The following is a 20,712-nucleotide window of genomic DNA, read 5'->3' on the forward strand; positions in this document are numbered from 1 at the left end:
GGGCCGGCGCGGGGGGGCGGGGCGCCCCCCCCCCCCCCCGCCCCCCCCCCCCCCCCCGGCGGGGGGGGGGGGGGGGGGGGCGGGGGGCGGGCGCGCCCCCCCCCCCCCCCCCCCCCCCCCCCCGCCGACGAACAGCTGGCCACCACGCTGGAGGAGCCGTTGCGCTGCCGGGAGCAGCAGGTCCGTGCCGGCGAGCGGATCTCCGGACTCATGTCCGCCGCCATTCCTTACGGCCAGGGCAGCAACACCTACGCCGACGACCAGGTCGTGGAGATCGGTTCGTACGTCACCGGGGACGGCGAGCAGCCGTACCGCTGGTACGTCACCCGGCTCGGCACGGTGACCCTGGCGGTGTCGGTGAAGGGCGCCGCGGGTTACCCGGACGCCGAGTTGAACCAGTACGCGTCGCACGCCACCGTCGCGATGCTCGACCGCGTGGAGTTCGAGCTCGGGGGGAAGGGCTGATGGAGCCGTTGCGTTCGTCCGATCCCGCGCGTATCGCGGACCACCGCCTGCTCGGGCGGCTCGGCGCCGGAGGCATGGGCGTGGTGTACCTGGCGCGCACGCCCGGCGGCGCGCTGGTGGCGCTGAAGGTCCTGCTCGCGGAGTACGCCGAGGAGCCGGGCTTCAAGGAGCGGTTCCGCCGCGAGGTCGAGGTGGCCCGGCGGGTCGGCAGTCCCTGGGCGGTGCCGCTGGTGGACGCCGACCCGGACGCCGCGGCGCCGTGGCTGGCGACGGCCTTCGTGCCCGGCCCGTCGCTGGGCGAGGCGGTGGCCGCGTACGGGCCCCTGCCGGAGCGCGGGCTGCGGCTGCTCGGCGCCCGGCTGGCCGAGGCGCTGGGCGAGGTGCACCGGGCCGGGCTGGTCCACCGGGACCTGAAGCCCGGCAACGTGCTGATCGCCCATGACGGGCCGCGGCTCATCGACTTCGGCATCGCCCGGGCCCCGGAGGACCGCACGCTCACGGCGACCGGGATGGTGGTCGGCACGCCCGGCTACCTGTCGCCCGAGCAGGCCGGGGGAGCCGGTGGGGACGGCATCGGCCCGGCGAGCGACGTGTTCTCCCTCGGGTGCGTCCTGGCGTTCGCGGCGACCGGCCGGGCACCGTTCGGCAGCGGGACGGTCGACGCCCTGCTGTACCGGGCCGTGCACGATCCGGCGGACCTCGACGGGGTGCCCGCGGGCCTGCTCGGGGTGCTGGAGCGCTGTCTGGAGAAGGATCCGGACCGGCGGCCGGCCGCCGGGGAACTGGTGCGGGAACTGGCGGCCGACGACGCTCCGCAGGACGGGGAGGCGGCAGACTGGCTGCCCGAGCCGGTCGCCCGGCTGATCGCCGAGCGCTCGGCCGCCGCGCTCGCGCTGCCGGACATCGAGCACACGCTGGCGCCGACCGCCCCGGGGTCGGCGGAGCCCGACACGCACGAGACGTCCGGCTCGCCGCAGCCGCAGGACGCCCGTCCGGCCGGCCGGCGCCGTTTCCTGCTGCTCGCCGGCGGGGCCGCGGCGCTGGCGGCGGGCGGGGGCGGGGCGTGGTGGGCGGTCGCCCGGGACGGCCGTTCGGGAGGCGACAGCCCTGCCGCCGCCGCGTCCTCGCGCCGCCCGGTGCACACCGTCGTGCTGCACGGTGACCTCAGCGGCCCGCAGCGGGAGACGGGCAGGGCCCAGGAGCGCGGACTGCGGCTGGCCGTCGCGGAGTTCAACGCGCGCGACGACGCCCCGTTCACCGTGAAGGCCAGGACCGTCGACGACGCGGGCGACCCGGCGGCATCGGCCCGGCTCGCCGCGGAGCTCACGGCCGATCCGGCGGTCCTCGCCGTGGTCGGCCCGACCACCGACGCCACGGCGCAGGCGGCGCTCGCGAAGTACGACGCCGCACTGCTGCCGGTCGTCGCCGTGTCCCCCGGCAGTGTCAGCCTCGTCACCCAGGGGTACCGCTCGTTCCTGCTCGGACGGCTGCCCGACTCGGTGCTCGCCGTGTACGCGAGCAACTACCTCCTCGGCAGAGCCGGTTCACGCAAGGTCGGCCTCGTCGTGGACCGCCCGGCCGGCAACTACGCCACGGACCTGGGCACTTCCCTCAGCACCCAGCTCGGCAACGCACAGCGGCCGCCGGTTCCGGAAGTGGTCAGCGCGATGCGCCGCGACTTCGGCAGCGCGGTGGACGGGGTGCTCTCCGCCGGCGCCGACTCCGTGTTCTTCGCCGGTCTGCCCGACCGGGGGGCGTCGATCGCCGCGACGTTGCGGCAACGCGGCTTCCGGGGTGCGCGGGTGTCCGGCCCGGCGCTGCTCGACGGGCGTTTCCCGACCGCAGGTCAGGAGGCGGCCGAGGGATGGGTGATGGTGGCTCCGGTCATCGACGCGACCCGCAAGCCCGAGGCGAAGAAGTTCGCCGCCGCCTATCGCGAGCGCTTCGAGGAGGCGCCGCCCCGGTACGCGGCGGAGGCCTACGACGTGACCGGGATGCTGCTGAAGGCCCTGTCCGGGCTGCCGGCGAAGAAACGCACCCGGGCGAACCTGCTCGCGGCCGTGCGGACGGGAAAGTACGAGGGCATCACGAAACCGTTCGCCTTCCAGCAGACCGGCCTGACCGGCCTGATCGCCATCGACGGCAACGGTGGCTACCTCTGGCGGGTCGCGCAGGGCGACTTCGTGTACGACGGCCCCGCGCCGCTCACGGTCTGACGGAGCCCGTCCGATGGAGCCCCTGCGGACCGGCGACCCGTCCCGGATCGGCCACTACCGTCTGCTGCGCCGGCTGGGCGCCGGCGGCATGGGCGTGGTCTTCCTGGCCCGCGCGCCGGGCGGGGCCGTCGCCGCGGTGAAGACGGTCCGTTCCTCGTACGCCGACGGGACGGGCTTCCGGGCCCGGTTCGGCCGTGAGGTGGAGGCAGCCCGGCAGGTGGACAACCGCTGGGTGGTGCCGTTGCTGGACGCGGACGCCGACGCCGAGACACCGTGGCTGGCGACCTCGTACGTACCGGGCCCCTCGCTCGCCGAGACGGTGGACACCTTCGGGCCGCTGTCGCTCGCCTCCGTGCGGGTGCTGGGCGTGCGGCTCGCCGAGGCGCTCGAGGCGGTGCACGCGGCCGGTCTCGTGCACCGCGACGTGAAGCCGGGCAACGTCCTGCTGGCGCCGGACGGGCCGCGGCTCATCGACTTCGGGATCGCCCGCGCGCCGGAGGCCACCGCGCTCACCTCCAGCGGCGTGATCGTCGGCTCGCCCGGTTTCCTGTCGCCGGAGCAGGCGCGGGCGCGGAGCGGCGAAATCGGGCCGCCCAGCGACGTGTTCTCGCTGGGGTGCGTGCTGGCGTTCGCCGCGACCGGGGTGCGGCCGTTCGGTGGCGGCGCGGCGGCCGGCATGCTGCTGCGCACGGTCTACGACGAACCGGATCCGGCGGCGGTCCCGGACGCTCTGGCACCCGTGCTGAGAGCCTGCCTGCACAAGGATCCGTCCGGCCGCCCCACCCTCGCACGGCTGCGCGAGGCGCTCGGGGAAGGAGCGGGAGGAGCGGAGGCCGGTTCCGCCGAGCGGTCGGGCTGGCTGCCCGCGCCGGTCACCCGGCTGATCAACGACCGTTCCGCCGCGGTGCTCGCCATCGGCGCGATCGAGCCGACCCGGGTGCCCCCGGCCGCGCCGCCGGACACGGTGTCACCGTCACCGGAGGCCGCGACGCTCACGGCCGTCACGGCCACCCGGCCCCCCGCCCGCACCGTCGGCCGCCGCCGCTTGCTGCTGCTCGGCTCGACGGCGGGCGTGCTGGCGGCGGGCGGTGGCGGGACCTGGTGGTGGAGCACCCGGCCGAAGCCGGGTACGGCCTCGCCGTCCGGGACCGGCCGTGCGCGCCCCGAGCTGGTCGTGGCGTTCCACGGCGACCTGACCGGCGCCCGGAAGGAGACCGGGAACGCCCAGCTCGAGGCGGCCCGGCTGGCCGTCGAGCAGATCAACTCCGGGAGCGATCACCCCTTCCGGCTGAAGCTGCGGACGTACGACGACGGCGGTGACCCGGAGCGGGCCGGTGAGCTGGCCGGGCGGCTGGCGAAGGACGCCGGCGTCCTCGCCGTGCTGGGCCCCACCACCGACGCCTGCTTCCTCGCCTCCGAGGTCACGTACACCAAGGCGGTGATGCCCGTCGTGTCGGTGTCGGTGGGCGCCGACACGCAGAGCACGACGATCGGCACGAGCGTGTTCCACTGCCATGCGGCGCTGAGCGTCACGAACGGGCTCCTCGCCGCCCCCTGCGTCCGCTACCTCGGCAACCACGTCGACGCCCGCCGGGCGTTCCTCGTGGACGACCGGGCGCAGGGCGACTTCGCCTGGACCCTGTGCGACCAGACCGGGCAGGCGCTGCGGCGGGACGGCCGCGACGCGACGGTGACCGGTGTCGCCGCCGGAAGGATCGACTACGCCGCTCTCGCCGCCGCGGTGGTGTCCGCCCGCGCGGACGCGGTCCTCTTCACCGGCGACGCGGCCCGGGCCGCCGGACTCGCGTCGGCGCTGAGCAACGCCCGGTTCACCGGCGCCCGGATGGCGACGGAACGCGCGTTCGCCCCGCGGTTCCTCACCTCGGCCGACGCCGCCGCCACCGGCTGGGTCTTCGTCACCTCCTTCACCGATCCGACGGCCCGCCCGGCCGCCCGGGCCTTCACGAAGGCCTACCGCGCCCGCCACGGCACCGACCCCGGCTGGTACGCGGCGGAGGCCCACGACGCCGTGATGTTCCTGGCGCAGGCCTGCGCGAAGGACGGCTCGGCGCTGACGGAACGGGGCGCGATCGCCCGCCGGATGCCCGAGATCACGTACGAGGGCATCACCAGGACCGTCCGGTTCGAGCAGGGGTACGGCTACAACCACGACGCGATGTTCCTGTTCCGGGCCGCGGACGGGGCGTTCCGGTACCTGGGGCAGTACCAGGAGGCGGCGGTCTCCTGAGGGGAGCGCCTCTCCCCCGTCCGGCGGGACGACCGGTGGCCGTCCCACCGCGTTCACTCCGCGTCGGCGACGACCGCCCCGACGCGGTCGGCCAGCCCCGGGTCGCGCCGCACCAGGAGGGCCGCGTAGCAGACGGCCGCGAGGAGGGTGGCCAGAGCCGCGTACGGGAACCAGCTGTACGGGGCCGGCTGTCCGGGCTTGGCGAGGTAGTACAGCGGGACCAGGACGGCGAGGGCGCCGACCGCGGGCAGCATCAGGTGCCGCACGATCCGGAACTCCTGCGGACGGTACCTGCGGTAGTACAGCGGCAGCGCGATGTTGGACGCGAGGTAGACCAGCAGGATCAGAATGGCGCCCAGGCTCGAGGACTCGGCGAAGAAGACCACCGGGTTCATCTGACCGCCGTTCTCTCCGAGCACATGCCCCAGACCCCAGCCGACGATGATCAGCAGCGCGGTCGCGGCGAAGGTGACGATCGCGTTGTTCGGCGTACGGCGCGTGGGGTGGACGTACCCGAAGAAGGACGGCAGCAGCCCCTCCCGCCCCGCGTTGAACACCAGCCTCGCCTGGGAGTTGATGCCCGCGACGAGCACGCCGAGGGTGGAGGTCAGGCCGCCGACGTAGGCGAGGATCGCCAGCGCCCCGAGCGTGTGCTGGGCGACGTCGACGAAGGGGATCCGGGACTCGCCGAGCCTTTGCACGTCGTAGCCGAAGCCGGTCACCGTGGCGTAGGAGAAGAGGATGTAGCTCACCGTCATGATCGCCACGGAGGAGAACACGGCGCGGCCGACGTTGCGCCGCGGGTTCTCGGTCTCCTCGGCCAGTGCCGCCGAGTTCTCCCAGCCGATGAACAGGTACACCGCCAGCGGGAAGCCCGCCGCGAGGCTCTTGACTCCGTGGGTGAGGTGGGAGGGCAGGAACGGGGCCGCGGAGAGGGCGCCCCGGTGTTCGACGATCGCCGCGACCGAGACCACGACCAGCACGAGCATCTCCACGCCGAAGAAGTAGCCGGCCCACTTGGTGGACACCACGATCCCGCGCAGCATCAGCACCACCGACAGCCCGGTCAGCAGCAGCGTCCAGATGATCCACGGCAGGTCGACGCCGGTGTAGTGGTGCAGGGTGATCTGCATGAACCCGCCCGAGATCGCGATGACGGAGGCCATCGCGATGATGTAGCCGAGTCCGGCCAGCAGAGCCGTGGTCACCGCGCTGACCGGCCCGAAGGTCCTGCCGACGAAGGTGGTGAAGCTGCCCGCCGAGGGGTGCGCCCGGGAGAACTCGGCCAACGTGTTGCCGAACAGCGCGACCGCCACGCCCGCCGCCACGATGGTCAGCGGGGACGCGACGCCCGCGGTGGTGGCCAGGAAGGCGAAACCGAAGAAGAAGCTCATGGCGGGGCCGACGTTGGCCATCGTGGCGGCGGCGATGTCCGCCATGCCGAGGACGCCGCCGCGCAACCGCTGGGGGGTGCCACCGGCGGGGCCCGGCGTCGACGACGGTCCGACGGTTCGGGACTCGGGCATGGCGACAGCTCCCTTCTGAGAGGTCAGTTCGGTCCGGCGTGCCGGTGTGCCTTCACCGCTCGTACGGCCGGGTCCATCGCGCCACGGGCGAGCTCGTCGAGCAGGTCGGCGTGGCAGCGGTTGCGGGCCCGCACGAGCGCCGGGCCCGGCGCGGGCTCCAGCAGGCACTGCCGTCCGAGCAGGTCGGCGGCGAACCCGCGGATCCCGGCGCCGCCGAGCGCCTGAGCGAGGTCGAGGTGGAAACGGGTCTCCAGTTCGAGCAGCCGCGCCGGGTCGTCGGCCAGGTCCATCTCCTCGACCAGTGCCCGCAGCCCGTCGAGCCGGCCGTCCGGCAGTTCGCCCGCGGCGTGCGCCACGAGCCCGCACTCGAGCAGCAGATGGAGGGCGTCCAGTGAAGCCGCCTCGTCGGCGTCGTGCATCACGGCGACGACGGCGTCCCAGTCCGTCGCGACGAAGGTTCCGCCCGCCCGGCCCCGGCGCCGGTCGAGCAGGCCGTCCTGGCACATGGCCTCCAGCGCGCGGCGCACGGTGATCTCACTGATCCCGAGCTCCTCGCCGAGGACGCCGGCGTCCGGCAGCCGGTCCCCCGGCGACACCGACCGCAGACGCACCCGCAGGGCGATCCGGGACCGGACGAGCTCCGCTCCCGTGGGACCCCGGCCGGCCAGGACGCGGGTGTCCCAGCCGGTGTAGGGGCCGAACTTGCCCGCTGCATTCGCCACGGCGCCACCTTAACGGCCTGCCGAGCAGGGTCACGCCGTGGTCCACAGAGGGCTCCCAGAGCTCCCGGAAGTGAGGGTTCCGCGCTGCACGAAAAATAGAGCAAGGTGAACAGTTAAACAAGTCTTGTTCTTTTCGATCGTACTGAACTAATTTCCAGACGCCCCCCTGGTCCGTACTCCCTGTCCACCCACCCTCATGGATGTCGAGATGACCACAACCCTCCCCAAGAGCCCTCCCACGGAAGAGTCCGGCGGCCTGCAGGCCGGACTGAAGAACCGCCACCTGTCGATGATCGCGATCGGCGGAGTCATCGGCGCCGGCCTGTTCGTCGGCTCCGGCTCCGGCATCGCCGCCGCCGGCCCCGGCATCCTCGTCTCCTACGCGCTCGTCGGCGTCCTCGTCGTCCTCGTGATGCGCATGCTCGGCGAGATGGCCGCGGCCAACCCCACCTCCGGTTCGTTCTCCGCCTACGCGGACCGCGCACTGGGCCGCTGGGCCGGCTTCACCATCGGCTGGCTGTACTGGTTCTTCTGGGTCGTGGTGCTCGCCGTCGAGGCGACCGCCGGGGCCAAGATCCTGGCCGGCTGGATCCCCGCGGTGCCCCAGTGGGGCTGGGCCCTGATCGTCATGATCGTCCTCACCGCCACCAACCTGGCCTCGGTCAGCTCCTACGGCGAGTTCGAGTTCTGGTTCGCCGGCATCAAGGTCGTCGCCATCGCCGCGTTCATCGTGCTCGGCGGCCTCGCGCTCTTCGGCCTGCTGCCCGGCTCCGACCACCCGGCGAGCGGCTTCTCCAACCTCACCGCGCACGGCGGCTTCCTGCCGAACGGGCCCGGCGCGATCCTCACCGGCGTCCTGATGGTCGTCTTCTCCTTCATGGGCAGCGAGATCGTCACCCTGGCGGCGGGCGAGACCGCCGACCCGCGGGCCGCCGTCACCAAGGCCACCAACAGCGTGATCTGGCGGATCGCGGTGTTCTACCTGGGCTCGATCCTGGTCGTGGTGTCGCTGCTGCGCTGGGACGACCCGGCGATCCTCAAGGACGGCTCGTACGTCGCCGCCCTGAGCTCCATCGGCATCCCGCACGCCGCGCAGATCATGAACGCCATCGTGCTGACCTCGGTGCTGTCCTGTCTCAACTCCGGCCTGTACACCGCCTCGCGCATGGCCTTCTCCCTCGGCCGCCGCAACGACGCCCCGGCCGCCTTCGGACGGACCACCGGACGCGGCGTCCCCCGCGCGGCCATCCTGGCCTCGGTCGTCTTCGGCTTCGTCGCCGTCGCCTTCAACTACCTCTGGCCCGACACGGTCTTCCAGTTCCTGCTCAACGCCTCCGGCGCGATCGCCCTGTTCGTCTGGCTGGTGATCTGCTTCTCCCAGCTGCGGATGCGCAAGATCATCCAGCGCGAGTCGCCGGAGAAGCTCGTCGTGAGGATGTGGCTCTACCCCTACCTGACCTGGGCGACCATCGCCCTGATCACCTTCGTCCTGGGCTACATGCTGACCGACACGGCCGACGGCGGCGGCCGCGACCAGGTGGTCCTGTCCACGGCGGTGGCCATCGCGGTGGTGGTCTTCGCGGTGGTCCGGCAGCGGCTGTCGGGCGGGAACCGGGCGCGGGAGGCGGGCGACACGGCTCCTCCGTCCTGACGATCGCGGGCGGGACCGTCCGGGCCGGCGCCGGCATCGACACACGTCGACGCCGACGCCGGTTCGGACGGTCCCGCAGGACGTCCACGGTGAGCCTGCGGGAAATCCGCGGCACGACGTGCGGCCGTCGCCTCGGCCACCGGCTCCATCGAGGCCGAGGGGCTGCGCGTCAGTGCAGACACCACCGCCGGCCTCGACGCCTACGCACGCGGAGAACTCGACGCCGCAGCCTTGCGCGCCCGCACCCTCGCCCGCTACACCCGCAAGGCCGCTGAGTGACCGACCCCTACAGCGAGCCCAACGGCGTCCTCCGAAACAGTCTCGGCATCACCGACGCAACCGAGCTCTCCGAGGCCGAAGCGGACATCGCCGCCGTGGAACTCGCCATCCTGGACGCCGAGCCGCTGCCCGGCAGCCACGACCTCGCACACCTGCAAGCGTTCCACCGGCAGATCTTCGGCAGCGTGTACCCGTGGGCCGGGGAGCCAAGAACCATTGAGATCTCCAAGGGCACATCGTTCTGCCCGTCGATCCACATCGTCTCCTTCGCAAAGGACGTGTTCCGCAAGCTCGCCGACAACAACCACCTGCAAAGCCTGGACCGCCTGGAGTTCATCCGAGCCCTGGCCGACCTGTACGGCGATGTGAACGCCATCCACCCCTTCCGGGAAGGCAACGGCCGCACCCAGCGCGCCTTCCTCGCCCAACTCGCCCGCGAAGCGGGATACACCATCTCCTGGCAGGCCATGGACCAAGAGGAGAACATCGCCGCATCGGGGCCAGCTTCAACGCGAACAACGACCTACTGGAGAAGATGCTCGACGCCCTGGTACGTCCCGCCTGACTGGCGTCCGCCGGTGGCGCCGTCACCGAGATTGAGGTTTCCCCGTGATCTCGGACACGTGATCGTTGTGCCGCGAGGGCGTGCTGGTTCGCTGCCTGGTCTCGGCCGGGGTGAGACAGCCGAAGGTCTTGTGCCTGCGCAGTCGGCGGCGGTTGCAGAAGGTCTCGATGGAGGAGAAGACCTCCGCGCGGGCGGTGGCCCGGTCGGGCCAGGTACGGGTGCCGATCTCCTCCTTGAGCAGGGCCCAGAAGCTTTCCGCGGCAGCGTTGTCGAAGCATGATCCGGTGCGCCCGCAGCTCTGCCGCAGCCCGGACTTCGCTATTCGCTCCCGGAACCGGGTGGATGTGTATTCGGTGAGTTCAGGATCTCGATCGTCTGCTGCTGTTCGCGGACCTCTTTGCGCAACCGCTTGAGCTCCTCGCGCTCGGCGCTGGTCAGCTCGCCGGACCCGTCCTCTCCCCGGTCCGCCTTCGCCCGGCGGTACCAGCACCGCAGGGACTCCGAACTGATGCCGAGCTCCCGGCCGACAGCAGTGACCGTCTTGCCCGAGGAATCGACGAGCGCGATCGCGTCCCGCTTGAACTCCTCGGTGTACCGCTTCGTGTACGTGCTTCCACCTGGTGCTACTTCCTGTGGAACCTCAAGATCCCAGTCTCCAGGTGTCCACGATCAAGGGGAAGCTTCAGGGGCTCCCTTCCCCGTGCGCTGGTGCGGGCGCGTCCTACGCCTGCGGTCCTGCCTCGCCACTGATGTGACGGCGCTCATACGGAGTGCCTGGAACTCACTCAGGCCACTCACCGACTCCTGTTGTGGCCGTTCGCCAGGTCCGCGTCCTGACCGGGAGGCGATCAGGCGCCCGAAATCCCGTGCCGCCGTGGCGGCTTGTGGAGGGCATCTGTCGTAGCACCTCCCCCGTTCGTTCGTGCCCCCTGCCTGTGCGTCCGGCCCTGGAACTGGTCGGCGGCGCCGTGCGGCGTCCTTGGAGCGGGGGTGGTGCGGTGGTTGCCGCGAGCGGGCTGCGCTGGGTTCTGAGTCTGCTGTTCGCCGTGCCCGTCGCGTACGGCGTGTGGAGGCTGGTGCTTCCAGGAACCAGCGCCGGGGAACGCGTGGATCACGCGCTGCACGCGGCCATGGGCGTGCTGATGATCGCGATGGCCTGGCCGTGGGGAACGGACCTGCCGGTCGTTCCCCAGGTTGTGCTCTTCAGCGTGGGCGCTCTGTGGTTCGTGGCCGCCGCTCCGTTCCGCGCGCATGGCGGGTCCCGGGGCCGGGTGGTGGTCGCCGCTCTTCCGCACGTCGTGATGATGGGGGCGATGGCATGGATGGTGTCGGCGATGGGCTCCTCGGGGACGGTGTCCGACGGTGGAGGCTCGGCCGGGATGCACGACATGGCCGGAATGGACATGTCGGGTGGCTCGGGTCTCGCCTCCATGAGCCTGACGGGCGCGGGCTCCGTCGCGACGGCGGTGGTGCTCGCGATCGTCCTCGGTGTGCTGGGACTCGTGTGGCTGACGCGTGCGCTCGACCGGGCGCGGGGCAGGCGCCAGGACGGTGGTGGTCCTGAGGGCGACGGGGTGGGGGCGACGGATGTGATCAGTGTCCTGGCCCCTGCGTGTCATGCGGCGATGGCGCTGGGTATGGCCGTCATGTTCGCCGTGCTCGCGTGATGCGGCCGGTTCACCGGAGAAACCTGTCGGTGCGCTGTTTCCCGCGGTTCCTCGTGGGGAGTTGACGGTCGAGCCGTCGTGTCCCGCGATCGGTGGGCGGGACAGCGGCGAGGAACAGGGGGTGAGGTGCCGTGGCCGGAGCACTCGGCAGTCAGGTGAGCGGCGTGGACGAGGCGTGGCCCTGGGAGCGGCCGGTCGCTCGTGCACGCGGGCGGACGGCGGTGAGCGAACCCCTGAGCAGGGTGTGGTCCCTGTCCGTCCTGGCGACGACGGTGCTCGCCGGAGGCTACGCCTGGCTGGGATTCTTCGTCGGCGATGTGCCTGGGGCGCTGATCGGGGCTGCCGCGGGGCTGGTGACGAGCGGGGGGCTGCACCTGGCGGTCAACCGGGCCGTGTCGGGTCCGCGTTGACGCTCCCGTGTCTCCCACGTCTCCCACGTCTCCCACGGTCCGGGTCTTCCGACGCCTACTGGTGAAAGAAGTCATTCCGCTCTTGGCCACCGGGGCCGCACAACACCCGGCGGCCGTGAGCAGAACGGGTGTCCGTCACGCCGCGGCCGGTTCCGTGACCTCGTACCCCGCCTCCACGATCGCCGCGCGCAGCCGGGCGTCGTCCAGCTCCGTGCCGCCGACGGAGACCGACCCCGCCGTGACGTCGACGTCCACGTCGGTGACACCGGGGACCTGGGAGACCTCCTCGGTGATACTCGCGGCGCAGTGCTCGCAGCTCATGCCGGTGACGCGGTACTGCTTCTGTGCCATGGCGCAACTCCTGGATGTGGGTGAGGCGTTCGCACGCCTCTTGATACGGATGTACGGGTTCTCTCGTTCATCCGGTGCCGCCCACCACTGAGTCGTGGCGCCGAGGGGGTGAGTTCCCGGCTGTGGCGCGTGTCACTCTCCCGGGGCATTGCATAGCGGGGGCCGGAGCGCGGAGTTTCCCGCCCCGGCCCCGGCCCCCGCCCTGGGCCCGGTCAGCCCGCGTTGGCGGACCCGGCCGTGCGGCGGTTCCGGACGACGCCCACGGTCAGGTCGACGGCGAGGAACACGGCCAGCGGGATACCGAACAGCGGAATGATCCAGCCGATCACGGCGACCACGATGATGCCGACGGCGACGGCCCCGGACGGCAGGTTGCGCCAGCCTCCGCGGGCGGGTGGGGTACCGAGCGCGGTGCGACGGTCGGAGCGGGTGGGGCGGCGCTGCCACCACATCCGGTAGCCCCAGGCGGTCACGCAGATCAGGCCGACGGCGAGGAGGGCCAGAAGGATCTGGTTGACGAGGCCGAAGAGGGTGCCCATGTGGGCGTTGATGCCCCAGCGGGTGAGTTTGGCCATCACCGGCCAGTCGGCGAAGGCGACCTTGTCGGTCACGCGGTCGGTGGCGGCGTCGACGGCGACGCTGTCGCGTCCGACCGGCCAGAGGTTGCGGGTCTGCGTCACGGTCCAGGCGGAGGCGTTGTCCGCAGGTACGGCGATCTCCACCGGGCCGCCGACGCCGTCGGCGCGGGCTGCCTTCAGGACGTCGTCTATCGCGGCCGGGTCGACGCTCTTCGTGGCGCCGGAGCCGGTCGTGCCGGTGGTCAGGGTGGTGGCCACGGAGGGGGTGTGGGAGTGGAGCGCGTCCAGCGCCTCGCCGAAGTTGGCACCGGCGTAGCGCGACCATGTCAGGCCGGTGGCCGAGAGGCCCAGCAGTCCGACGGCGAGCCAGACTCCGGTCGCGGCGTGCCAGCTGCGGGTGCGCCGTACGCCCTGTTTCGCGGCACGGTCGGGCAGCAGCAGGCGGCGGGCGGTCCGTTTGCCGTGCCGGCGGCGCCACCACAGGAACAGGCCGCCGAGGACGAGCACCCACAGCCAGCTGGCCGCGATCTCCGAGTAGTAGCGGCCTACGGTCCCCAGGTTGAGGTTGCGGTGCAGGGCGTCCAGCCACGTGGTGAGCGGGGTCTCGGCGTACCAGGTGGTCAGCTGTCCCGTCGTCTTGCCGGTGTACGGGTCGACGTAGACGGTGTGGGTCTTCTCCCCGAGTTCGGGCAGGGCGAAGTCCACCTGGGTGGTGTCGTCGCCGCTTCCCGGACGTACGGCGGTCAGCGTGCCCTTCGGGTGCTGCGCGCGGGCGGCGGTGACCTGATCGGACAGCGGCACGGTGCTGCCGCTGGTGTGGGCGACGTGGAGTTCCTTGCCGTAGACGAGCGAGTCGAGTTGGGGGGTGAAGGTGTAGAGCAGGCCGGTGACGGCCGCGACGAGCAGGAAGGGCGCCACCATGATCCCGGCGTAGAAGTGCAGCCGTGCCAGCAGCGGGCCGAGGCCCTCCGCCTTGCGCGCGGGCGCGGGCTCCGTCGGCTTCCCGGCCGTCCTGGTGGAGGTGGCCTCGGTGCCGTCCCCGGCCGGTTCGGGCAAGGCTGGTTCTTCGGAGTCGACGATCGTCATCTTCACCTCGTGCTGGGTCGGTGGTGCACCGGGCACCGGAATCCGTGCAGGACGTTCGGCGCCGGGTCGGTGGATCGCCGTGACGCCGCTCCAGGGGCCCGAATTCAGCCACTGTCCTGAAGTAGTCGACTGGAAGGTGTTCCGAGTTCCCGGGGAATCGCTCGAATTGGCCGAGTCCGGCCGGGGCGGATGAGACGGCGCACAGGTGGGGTCGGAGCGGACGCCGGACGCTGGGCGTTCCCACGTGGTCGTCGCCAGGACCGCTGCGGTTCCCCGAGGCCAGGGGGGACAATCCTCGCGTGGGACGGTTCGGCGTCGTCGCTCCCGTGCCCCGTGGCGCCGTGCCACGATGACTTCACCCGGGCCACGGATGGAATGCGCCTTCCCGAGCGTGGCCCGGCCTCTGTGCCTGCCGACCGCCATGTCGCCCGCCGGCCGCCGGCACCCACCGGGGTGGCGGCCGGCGGGCTCAGAAAGCCGTCGGCGACAGCCCGCCGCCCGCTGCGGGCCCGCGTCGCGGGCCGGTGACACGCGCGGCTTCGGGCGCGGGTCGGTCGTCACCTCGCGGGCCCACCGGCCCGGACTCCCGTCCCGGTTACGGAAGTCCGGGCATCAGGTCACTCGCCGGCGCCCCCTTCCGGGGTTCTGCGGCGCCTCAGTGTGCGGACGGCGAGGAATCCGCCGCCCGCCGCCACGGCGACGACCCCGGCGAGGGCCGCGGTCGCCGTGGTGGAGCCGAGGCCCAGGACGGAGTCCGAGCCACCCGTCTCCGGGGCGGGCAGGCTCAGGGCCGCGCACGCCGCCGGGGTGCCGGCGGGCTTGGTGCCGTCGGCGGCCTCGAACTGGTAGGCGTTGTTCTGGGCGTCCCCGTCCCCCGCGGTGATCGAGTAGGTGAGGGTGATGATGCCCTTCGGCAGCGGTGAGACGGCGGCGCATGCCGTGGTCGTGTCGGTGACGACCGGCTCTCCGACCGGGATCTCCTTGCCGTCCGGCCCGATCATCCTGATCTTCGGCGCGATGCCGGAGGTCAGGTTGTCGAACGTCAGCCTGACCACGTCGGTCCCGGCCCCGACCGTGGCCCCGGGGGCCGGTGCGGCGTCCTTGAGCGCGGTGTGGGCGTACGCGGGCGCGTTCCCCAGGAGCAGCAGCGCGCCCGCACACACGGCGGATCCGGCCGTCGCCGTCAGAAGTCGAAGTCGGCGCATGCGATCCGGTTGTCCTGTGCCTCGTTGGGGTGGACGACGATCGCGACCGCGTCCTTGCCGGTCTTGCGGGAGTTGGTCACCGTCGTCATGCCCATACCGGACTTGTCGGCGGTGAACATCAGGTGGATCTCGTTCGGGGGCGTGGTCGCGCCGCCCTTGTCGAACTGGAAGTGTGATCCGCCGTTGTCGTCCGAGCAGCGCTGGGCGTGCAGGTGGGCCATGTAGACGTGACCGGGCTTCAGTCCGGTGAGAGACACGGTGACAGTGGTGCCCTTGGGACCCTGGCCCAGCCATGCGGTGCCCTTGACGTCGTTCATGCCCGGGGGCCGGGTGTCGAGCAGCGTGAAGGTGCCCTTCACCACGGTCGCGCCGGACAACTTGTAGGCGGGAGTGGCGGACGGGTCGCCCATCATCTTGTCGGACATGCCGTCCATGCCGTGGGAGGAGGACGAGGCGGATGCCCCGCTGTGGGCGGAGGCGTGACCGGCCGAGTCGCCTCCACAGCCGGTGAGCAGGACCGTCAAGGTGGTCGCGAGGAGGGCGCCCAGGGCCAACCGGACGCTTCGGCGCGCGGGCTGAGGTGTCGGCGGGCGGTCTGTGGCGGACGGATGGACAGAGGTGACGTCGTACATGGGAATCCCGATCGATGCAGGGCACCGCACGCCGCCGCAGGCAGGCGGACGGGTGCGTGCCGGGCCGAGGTGGACGAACACACGGAGCACACGGCAGCAGCGCGTGCGGACCGCCCTGTCCGCCCCGGCGGACCGGAGAGATTCAGGGACACATGGCGAACAGCGGACCACAGGACGCGCGCAGGACTGCGGGGCGGTGGTGTGGGGGTCCTCTGCGGACGACGGCGTGCCTGAGCACGGCGAAAGCCGTCGGCAAGGCCGGGGCGTCTTCCGGCGACGGCCGGCCCGCTCGGGTACGGAGATCGGGTACGGGGCGCCCGAGGAGCCCGCGGACGCGGCGGAGCGGCGCGAACAGGACGACCGCGAGGGCCCGGCCGAGCCGGTGGACCGCCGTCTCGCCGCGCCACAGCCACACCCCGCACACGACGGCGGCGAGAAGGTGCGCGAGGAACATCGCGGCGGGGCCCTGCAGGCCCGCGGCCGAGAGTGTCGGCAGGCCATGGGAGCCGCCCGCCGTTGCGCCGTGCGCCATGGTCATGCCCGCCCCGGAGTGGTCCATGTGCATGGCCATCCCTGAGGGGGAGAACATCATGGCGTGGCCCGTGCCGGTGGCCGATGCGGTCTCCACGGCGCGGGCCGGTCCGTGGGCCACCCCGTGTGCCAGGTCGAACAGCACATGCAGCAGCCCCTGCGCGGCGGTCGTGACAGCGACCACGGTCACGGGGCCGCGTTCTCGGCGGGTGAGCCACCAGCCGGCCGAGGCCGTGCCCGTGAACGCCGCTCCCAGCGCCCACCGGGGCAGCAGGTCGCCGGACATCAGGGCATGTCCGAGCGCGCTCGTCAGCACGCAGACGGCAGCGAAGACCGCCGCCGACAGCGCGCGTGGGCTGCCGACGCGTTCCGCGGCCGACGTCGCGCGGCTCGCCCGGCGCGTTGCGCCGGGACGGCTCCGGGACACCAGTCAACTCCTCGTACCGATGGGCTCATCGCCTCTTACGGACGGGAGTGGTCTTTCATTCAGCCGCGCGGCGGTCCGTCGTGGGCCGGGGGGCGCGGCGGACGTCAGGCGGTGACTATGCCGTCCAGCTTTCCGGCCTTCGCCTCGGCCACCAGGGAGGAGAACTGGTCGGCGCTCATCTGGACGCGCTGCCCGAAGTCGTCGGTGAGCAGGACGCGGCGGTCCGCGGGGGCACTCGGGTCGACGAACAGCTGCGGACAGCCGCAGTTGCACTCTCCGCAGAAGGTCGCCAGGGGCTCCAGGCCGTTGATCTCGTTCATCGTGCGCTGCCTTTCGACGGGAGGGTCGGGCAACCAGGTCCTTGCCGTCGCCTGGCCGGATGGTGGTGGCCGAGACATACCCCCGCGCGCACGGCGCCACGCGCCGGCACACGCAGCGGCCGGGGCACGGCCGAGCGCGCCCGTGCGCCGTTTCGCACCCGGTGCTTCACGTACCCGGCGTCCCGGCGGAACCAGCCAGCACCGGCCAACGACTACTTGAGGGAGGGCTGTTGCTCGTCCGCGAGACGGCGTCGGTCAGCCCGTGCCGTCGGTCGAACAGCGGGCTAGGGTGTGGCCATGGCCGACGACGTTCTGACCATCGGTGTGCTGCTCTTCGACGATGTCGAGGAACTCGACGTGGTGGGTCCGTGGGAAGTGCTCGGGTTCTGGGCCTCCCACATCGCGACCTCGTCGGTGCGCGTGGTGGCTCTCGGCCCGCAGGTCGGAGTGGTGCGCGGCTCGAAGGGCCTCGGCATGGTCGCCGACCACGCCATGGACGAGGCGCTGCCGCTCGACCTGCTCGTCCATCCCGGTGGCAACGGCACCCGCGGCCTGGTCAAGGACGCGGCCCACCTGGAGTGGCTGCGCAACCTGCACGAGCGAGGCACCGTGCTGGCGAGCGTGTGCACCGGTTCACTGGTGCTGGCCGCGGCCGGGCTGCTGGCCGACCGGCCGGCCACCACCCACCGTGACTACCTCGACAAGCTCGCGAAGATCGACCCATCGATCGAGGTGCGGCGCGGAGAGCGGTTCGTCGACGACGGCACCGTCGTCACCAGTGCCGGCGTGTCGGCCGGCATCGACATGGCGCTGCACCTCGTGGCGCGATACGACGGGGCCGAGTCTGCGGAGTTCACGCGGGCCGGAATCCAGTACGAGGCTCCGGAACCCGTCCCGGGCTCCGGAGCCTGACGCCCACTCACCGCCGGTTCAGCGGTCAGCCGTCTCTGCCAGGCGGGCGGCAGCGTCATCCCCGGGATTCTCACCGTGCGCGAGGGGCCTGGCCTCGTAGGTGATCCGGACTACGCCATCGGCATGCCGTTCGGTACTCGCGCGGACCCCGAAGACATCGGCGAGCAGGTCCGGAGTGAGGACGTCCAGGACCGGCCCCGCCGCCGCGACGGCACCGCCGCTCAGGACGACCAAGTGGTCGCAGAGGCGGGCGGCGAGGTCGAGGTCGTGCAGCACGGCGAGCGTGGTGACACCGGTGGCACGAATCAGGTCCAGGAGTTCGAAACGGGCCCGGATGTCGAGGTGGTTGGTCAGTTCGTCCAGCACGAGGAGCCTGGGGTTCTGGGCCAGTGCCCGTGCCAGCAGGACGCGTTGGCGTTCGCCTCCGGAGAGAGAGGTGTAGTCGCGGTCCGTGAAGGGCCGTACCCCGCAGCGGTCGATGGCATCGGACACCGCCTCGTGGTCCTGGGGACCGTCACGGCCGAGCAGACCGTGATGAGGGGAACGGCCGAGAGCGACGATCTCGCCCACGGTCAGGCCGGTGGTGTTGCCGCCCGCGTCCTGAAGGACCGCCGCCGTACGGCGGGCCGCGGCCCTGGGGGACAGTTCCCACACGTCGTCCTCGCCCACCCTGACCACCCCCTCGGCCGGGCGCAGGGAGCGGTAGACGGTGCGCAGCAGGGTGGACTTGCCGCTGCCGTTGGGGCCGACGAGGCCGACGATCTCGCCCGCGCGGGCCTCCAGGCTCACGTCGCGCAGGATCGGGGTGCGGTCGAGGGCGACGTGGAGCCGATCGACGATGAGTTTCATGCGTTTAGTCCAGGCCCTTGTTGCGGCGCAGCAGCCACAGGAAGAAGGGGGCGCCGAGCAGGGCGGTCAGGATGCCCAGCGGCAGTTCGTTGGGGCGGTTGAGGGTGCGGGAGAGCAGGTCGACGAGGACCAGGTAGACAGCGCCCAGCAGGGCCGTCAGGGGCAGCAGCCGACGGTGGTCGGCGCCGATGGTCAGCCGCACCAGGTGCGGAATCATCAGGCCGACGAAGCCGATGCCGCCCGCGACCGCGATGACCGTGCCGGTCAGCAGCGCGCTGAGGACCAGCAGGACGGCCCGCAGCCGGCTGACGTCGACGCCGAGCGCGGTGGCCGACTCGTCCCCGGCCAGCAGCACGTTGAGGCGGCGGCCGAACAGGGACAGCAGCACGGTCGTCACCAGCACCACGACGGCGACCGTGGGCAGTTGGTCCCACTGGGCGCCCGCGACGCTGCCCAGCATCCAGAACATGACCGTCCGCAGCTCGGTGGGGGTCGCCTGGAGCTGGACGTAGCTGGTCGCGGAGAGGAAGACATAGCCGATGGCGACACCCGCGAGGACCAGCCGGGTCGGGGCCAGCCGCCCCTGGCGCCGGCCGAGCGCGAAGACCAGGGCTCCGGCGGCCACCGCGCCGAGGAAGGCCGCCGCCGACACCCCCAGCCCGGCCAGCGCCACTCCCCCACCCAGGGTGATGACGAGGACCGCGCCGAGCGTGGCGCCGTAGGAGAAGCCCAGCACGACGGGGTCGGCCAGCGGGTTGGACACCACGGTCTGCAGGACAGCCCCGGTCACGGCCAGGCCCGCGCCGACCAGCGCCGCCAGGACCACCCGCGGGGTGCGGAAGTTCCAGACGATCTGGTCCAGCGCCAGGTCCGAGGGGGCCGGCCCCGCGCCGGTGACGTGGTGCAGGACAATCGCCCACACGTCCGCGACCGGGACGTTGACGGCTCCGATGCTGATCGCCACGATCATGGTGGCGACCAGCGCGACGGGCAGCAGCGTGAACGCGAGCGGGACCTTCAGCCGGGTCAGAAGGCGTCCGGGTGCAGCATCTTCGCGACCTTCTGCACGGCCAGGTCGTTGCTCGGGCCGAGGTACATCGAGTCGGACAGCGTCACGTACGTGTTGTTCTTGGCGGCCGGCCACTGGGGGAACTCCTTGAGCAGCTTCTTGGCGTACGCCGCCGGGTTCGGGTCGTTGTAGGCGATCACGACGAGGGCGTCTACGTCGGTCGCGGCGACCTTCTCCTTGCTCAGGTCGGCGAAGGACGTCTCGGAGGCGTTCTCGAAGGCGTTGGAGCCGCCCGCCTTGGCGAGAATGTCGTTGTAGATGCCCTTGGCGACGACGGAGCTGAAGTCGTTGCCGCCCATGGACATGTTGGAGAACAGCACCATGACCTTGGGCTGCTTCTCGCCCTTCACCTTGTCCGTGACGGCCGCGATGTTCTTCTCCGAGGCGGCGATCAGCTTCTCGGCCTTGTCGCTGACGTCGAAGACCTTGCCCATGTCGCGCAGCAGCTGGTAGCTGTCGGCGATGGTCATCTTCGAAGTGTCCTGGTCGCAGCCCTGCGGGGAGACGTAGCTGTTCGCGCCTACGTCCTTGAGCTGGTCGCGGGTGGCGAAGCCGTTCTTCTCGTCGAAGCCGTACGAGGTGGTGGACAGCACCAGGTCCGGGCGCAGGCCGAGCATGGCCTCGCGGGGGATGTCGTAGGCGTCGTTGAGTTTGACGTCGCCGGTGGGCAGTTTCTTGATGGCGGCGGCCCGGCCAGAGACCTCGGACATGCCGTAGGTCTGCTGGTTGGCGACGATCCTGTCACCGAGACCGAGGGCGAGGAGCGTGGAGACCTCGGCGACCGAGGCACCGTTCATGACGACGACCCGGCCGGGGGCCTTCTTGAAGGTCTCCTTCTGGCCGCAGTTGTCGAGGGTGACCGGATACCCGGTCTTCGAAGCCGCGGCCTCGGTCGTCGTGTCGCTCGCCTTGTCGTCGGACGACGAGCCGCCGCATGCCGCCGTGAGCAGACACAGTGCTGCGGCCAGAGCGGTGGCGACCGGCCGGTTGATCGGCATGCGGG

The 20,712-nt window shown here is 72.0% G+C and carries 19 protein-coding genes and 2 pseudogenes; 9 read left to right on the plus strand and 12 right to left on the minus strand.

The window, feature by feature from the left end; genetic code table 11:
• Positions 1-159 precede the first annotated feature (159 nt).
• From ACIP5W_RS26685 to ACIP5W_RS26695, 3 genes are read left to right on the plus strand one after another with little or no spacing between them, the layout of a single operon-like run.
• Positions 160-465 carry a hypothetical protein gene (locus ACIP5W_RS26685; RefSeq protein WP_401478531.1) on the plus strand — a complete coding sequence of 102 codons (306 nt, stop codon included), beginning with the start codon at positions 160-162 and terminating at the stop codon, positions 463-465.
• A complete protein-coding gene (locus ACIP5W_RS26690) occupies positions 465-2,681 on the plus strand; it encodes a bifunctional serine/threonine-protein kinase/ABC transporter substrate-binding protein (RefSeq protein WP_401478533.1) in 2,217 nt (738 codons plus the stop codon). The genes ACIP5W_RS26685 and ACIP5W_RS26690 overlap by 1 nt, the downstream gene beginning before the upstream one ends.
• A gap of 13 nt (positions 2,682-2,694) precedes the next feature.
• Positions 2,695-4,929: a bifunctional serine/threonine-protein kinase/ABC transporter substrate-binding protein gene (locus tag ACIP5W_RS26695; protein ID WP_401478536.1), complete on the plus strand. Its 2,235-nt coding sequence runs from the start codon at positions 2,695-2,697 to the stop codon at positions 4,927-4,929.
• A gap of 53 nt (positions 4,930-4,982) precedes the next feature.
• Here ACIP5W_RS26695 and ACIP5W_RS26700 read toward each other — a convergent pair whose 3' ends face one another.
• Both ACIP5W_RS26700 and ACIP5W_RS26705 read right to left on the minus strand, forming a co-directional pair.
• Positions 4,983-6,455, minus strand: a complete 1,473-nt coding sequence (locus ACIP5W_RS26700) for an APC family permease (protein WP_401478539.1) — start codon at positions 6,453-6,455, stop codon at positions 4,983-4,985.
• A 23-nt stretch (positions 6,456-6,478) separates the two neighbouring features.
• Positions 6,479-7,177, minus strand: a complete 699-nt coding sequence (locus ACIP5W_RS26705; RefSeq protein ID WP_401478542.1) for a FadR/GntR family transcriptional regulator — start codon at positions 7,175-7,177, stop codon at positions 6,479-6,481.
• Between the two features lie 208 nt (positions 7,178-7,385).
• Here ACIP5W_RS26705 and ACIP5W_RS26710 point away from each other — a divergent pair, with 208 nt between their 5' ends.
• From ACIP5W_RS26710 to ACIP5W_RS26720, 3 genes and pseudogenes are all read left to right on the plus strand, one after another.
• A complete protein-coding gene (locus ACIP5W_RS26710) occupies positions 7,386-8,828 on the plus strand; it encodes an amino acid permease (protein WP_401478545.1) in 1,443 nt (480 codons plus the stop codon).
• Positions 8,829-8,954: 126 nt separating this feature from the next.
• A pseudogene (locus ACIP5W_RS26715) lies at positions 8,955-9,107 on the plus strand (hypothetical protein); the annotation flags it as partial.
• Positions 9,104-9,952, plus strand: coding sequence for a Fic/DOC family protein (locus ACIP5W_RS26720; RefSeq protein WP_401478547.1), 849 nt, complete (start codon positions 9,104-9,106; stop codon positions 9,950-9,952). The pseudogene ACIP5W_RS26715 and the gene ACIP5W_RS26720, both read left to right, overlap by 4 nt.
• Positions 9,953-9,990: 38 nt before the next feature.
• Here ACIP5W_RS26720 and ACIP5W_RS26725 read toward each other — a convergent pair.
• Positions 9,991-10,260 (minus strand): annotated as a pseudogene (locus ACIP5W_RS26725) (transposase); the annotation flags it as partial.
• A gap of 410 nt (positions 10,261-10,670) precedes the next feature.
• On the opposite strand from ACIP5W_RS26725, the gene ACIP5W_RS26730 reads away from it, so the two are divergent.
• The gene (locus ACIP5W_RS26730) at positions 10,671-11,339 is read left to right on the plus strand and encodes a DUF5134 domain-containing protein (protein ID WP_401478550.1); all 669 of its coding nucleotides are present in this window, start codon (positions 10,671-10,673) and stop codon (positions 11,337-11,339) included.
• A 131-nt stretch (positions 11,340-11,470) separates the two neighbouring features.
• Positions 11,471-11,749 (plus strand): hypothetical protein, encoded by a 279-nt coding sequence (locus ACIP5W_RS26735; protein WP_401478553.1) that lies wholly within the window; start codon positions 11,471-11,473, stop codon positions 11,747-11,749.
• 135 nt (positions 11,750-11,884) lie between these two features.
• On the opposite strand, the gene ACIP5W_RS26740 is transcribed toward ACIP5W_RS26735, so the two are convergent.
• The 6 genes from ACIP5W_RS26740 to ACIP5W_RS26765 all read right to left on the minus strand — a co-directional run bounded on the left by ACIP5W_RS26740 (position 11,885) and on the right by ACIP5W_RS26765 (position 16,879).
• Positions 11,885-12,100 (minus strand): heavy-metal-associated domain-containing protein, encoded by a 216-nt coding sequence (locus ACIP5W_RS26740; protein ID WP_401478556.1) that lies wholly within the window; start codon positions 12,098-12,100, stop codon positions 11,885-11,887.
• 212 nt (positions 12,101-12,312) lie between these two features.
• Positions 12,313-13,764, minus strand: coding sequence for a PepSY-associated TM helix domain-containing protein (locus ACIP5W_RS26745; RefSeq protein WP_401478559.1), 1,452 nt, complete (start codon positions 13,762-13,764; stop codon positions 12,313-12,315).
• A gap of 617 nt (positions 13,765-14,381) precedes the next feature.
• The gene (locus ACIP5W_RS26750) at positions 14,382-14,969 is read right to left on the minus strand and encodes a copper resistance protein CopC (RefSeq protein ID WP_401478562.1); all 588 of its coding nucleotides are present in this window, start codon (positions 14,967-14,969) and stop codon (positions 14,382-14,384) included.
• Positions 14,948-15,523: a superoxide dismutase family protein gene (locus ACIP5W_RS26755; protein ID WP_401478565.1), complete on the minus strand. Its 576-nt coding sequence runs from the start codon at positions 15,521-15,523 to the stop codon at positions 14,948-14,950. Before ACIP5W_RS26755 ends, ACIP5W_RS26750 begins: the two co-directional genes overlap by 22 nt.
• Positions 15,524-15,743: 220 nt before the next feature.
• Positions 15,744-16,559, minus strand: coding sequence for a hypothetical protein (locus ACIP5W_RS26760; protein ID WP_401478568.1), 816 nt, complete (start codon positions 16,557-16,559; stop codon positions 15,744-15,746).
• 104 nt (positions 16,560-16,663) lie between these two features.
• Positions 16,664-16,879, minus strand: a complete 216-nt coding sequence (locus ACIP5W_RS26765; RefSeq protein WP_327408372.1) for a hypothetical protein — start codon at positions 16,877-16,879, stop codon at positions 16,664-16,666.
• Between the two features lie 297 nt (positions 16,880-17,176).
• Here ACIP5W_RS26765 and ACIP5W_RS26770 point away from each other — a divergent pair, with 297 nt between their 5' ends.
• Positions 17,177-17,791 (plus strand): DJ-1/PfpI family protein, encoded by a 615-nt coding sequence (locus ACIP5W_RS26770; RefSeq protein WP_401478571.1) that lies wholly within the window; start codon positions 17,177-17,179, stop codon positions 17,789-17,791.
• Positions 17,792-17,809: 18 nt separating this feature from the next.
• On the opposite strand, the gene ACIP5W_RS26775 is transcribed toward ACIP5W_RS26770, so the two are convergent.
• Genes ACIP5W_RS26775 through ACIP5W_RS26785 form a run of 3 tightly spaced genes read right to left on the minus strand, consistent with a single transcriptional unit; the run spans position 17,810 to position 20,707 of the window.
• Positions 17,810-18,640 (minus strand): ABC transporter ATP-binding protein, encoded by an 831-nt coding sequence (locus ACIP5W_RS26775; RefSeq protein WP_401478574.1) that lies wholly within the window; start codon positions 18,638-18,640, stop codon positions 17,810-17,812.
• 4 nt (positions 18,641-18,644) lie between these two features.
• Positions 18,645-19,610 (minus strand): iron ABC transporter permease, encoded by a 966-nt coding sequence (locus ACIP5W_RS26780; RefSeq protein ID WP_266795395.1) that lies wholly within the window; start codon positions 19,608-19,610, stop codon positions 18,645-18,647.
• Between the two features lie 56 nt (positions 19,611-19,666).
• Positions 19,667-20,707, minus strand: a complete 1,041-nt coding sequence (locus ACIP5W_RS26785) for an ABC transporter substrate-binding protein (RefSeq protein ID WP_401478578.1) — start codon at positions 20,705-20,707, stop codon at positions 19,667-19,669.
• Positions 20,708-20,712: the final 5 nt, after the last annotated feature.

The organism is Streptomyces sp. NPDC088766 (assembly GCF_044750845.1).
Lineage (GTDB): Bacteria > Actinomycetota > Actinomycetes > Streptomycetales > Streptomycetaceae > Streptomyces.

Excerpts from the sequence above, each read along its gene's own strand:
- ACIP5W_RS26690 (WP_401478533.1), top strand. The coding sequence starts at position 465 with ATGGAGCCGTTGCGTTCGTCCGATCCCGCGCGTATCGCGGACCACCGC.
- ACIP5W_RS26765 (WP_327408372.1), bottom strand. The coding sequence starts at position 16,879 with ATGAACGAGATCAACGGCCTGGAGCCCCTGGCGACCTTCTGCGGAGAG.
- ACIP5W_RS26785 (WP_401478578.1), bottom strand. The coding sequence starts at position 20,707 with ATGCCGATCAACCGGCCGGTCGCCACCGCTCTGGCCGCAGCACTGTGT.
- ACIP5W_RS26770 (WP_401478571.1), top strand. The coding sequence starts at position 17,177 with ATGGCCGACGACGTTCTGACCATCGGTGTGCTGCTCTTCGACGATGTC.
- ACIP5W_RS26700 (WP_401478539.1), bottom strand. The coding sequence starts at position 6,455 with ATGCCCGAGTCCCGAACCGTCGGACCGTCGTCGACGCCGGGCCCCGCC.
- ACIP5W_RS26775 (WP_401478574.1), bottom strand. The coding sequence starts at position 18,640 with ATGAAACTCATCGTCGATCGGCTCCACGTCGCCCTCGACCGCACCCCG.
- ACIP5W_RS26740 (WP_401478556.1), bottom strand. The coding sequence starts at position 12,100 with ATGGCACAGAAGCAGTACCGCGTCACCGGCATGAGCTGCGAGCACTGC.
- ACIP5W_RS26695 (WP_401478536.1), top strand. The coding sequence starts at position 2,695 with ATGGAGCCCCTGCGGACCGGCGACCCGTCCCGGATCGGCCACTACCGT.
- ACIP5W_RS26780 (WP_266795395.1), bottom strand. The coding sequence starts at position 19,610 with ATGATCGTGGCGATCAGCATCGGAGCCGTCAACGTCCCGGTCGCGGAC.
- ACIP5W_RS26750 (WP_401478562.1), bottom strand. The coding sequence starts at position 14,969 with ATGCGCCGACTTCGACTTCTGACGGCGACGGCCGGATCCGCCGTGTGT.
- ACIP5W_RS26745 (WP_401478559.1), bottom strand. The coding sequence starts at position 13,764 with ATGACGATCGTCGACTCCGAAGAACCAGCCTTGCCCGAACCGGCCGGG.
- ACIP5W_RS26710 (WP_401478545.1), top strand. The coding sequence starts at position 7,386 with ATGACCACAACCCTCCCCAAGAGCCCTCCCACGGAAGAGTCCGGCGGC.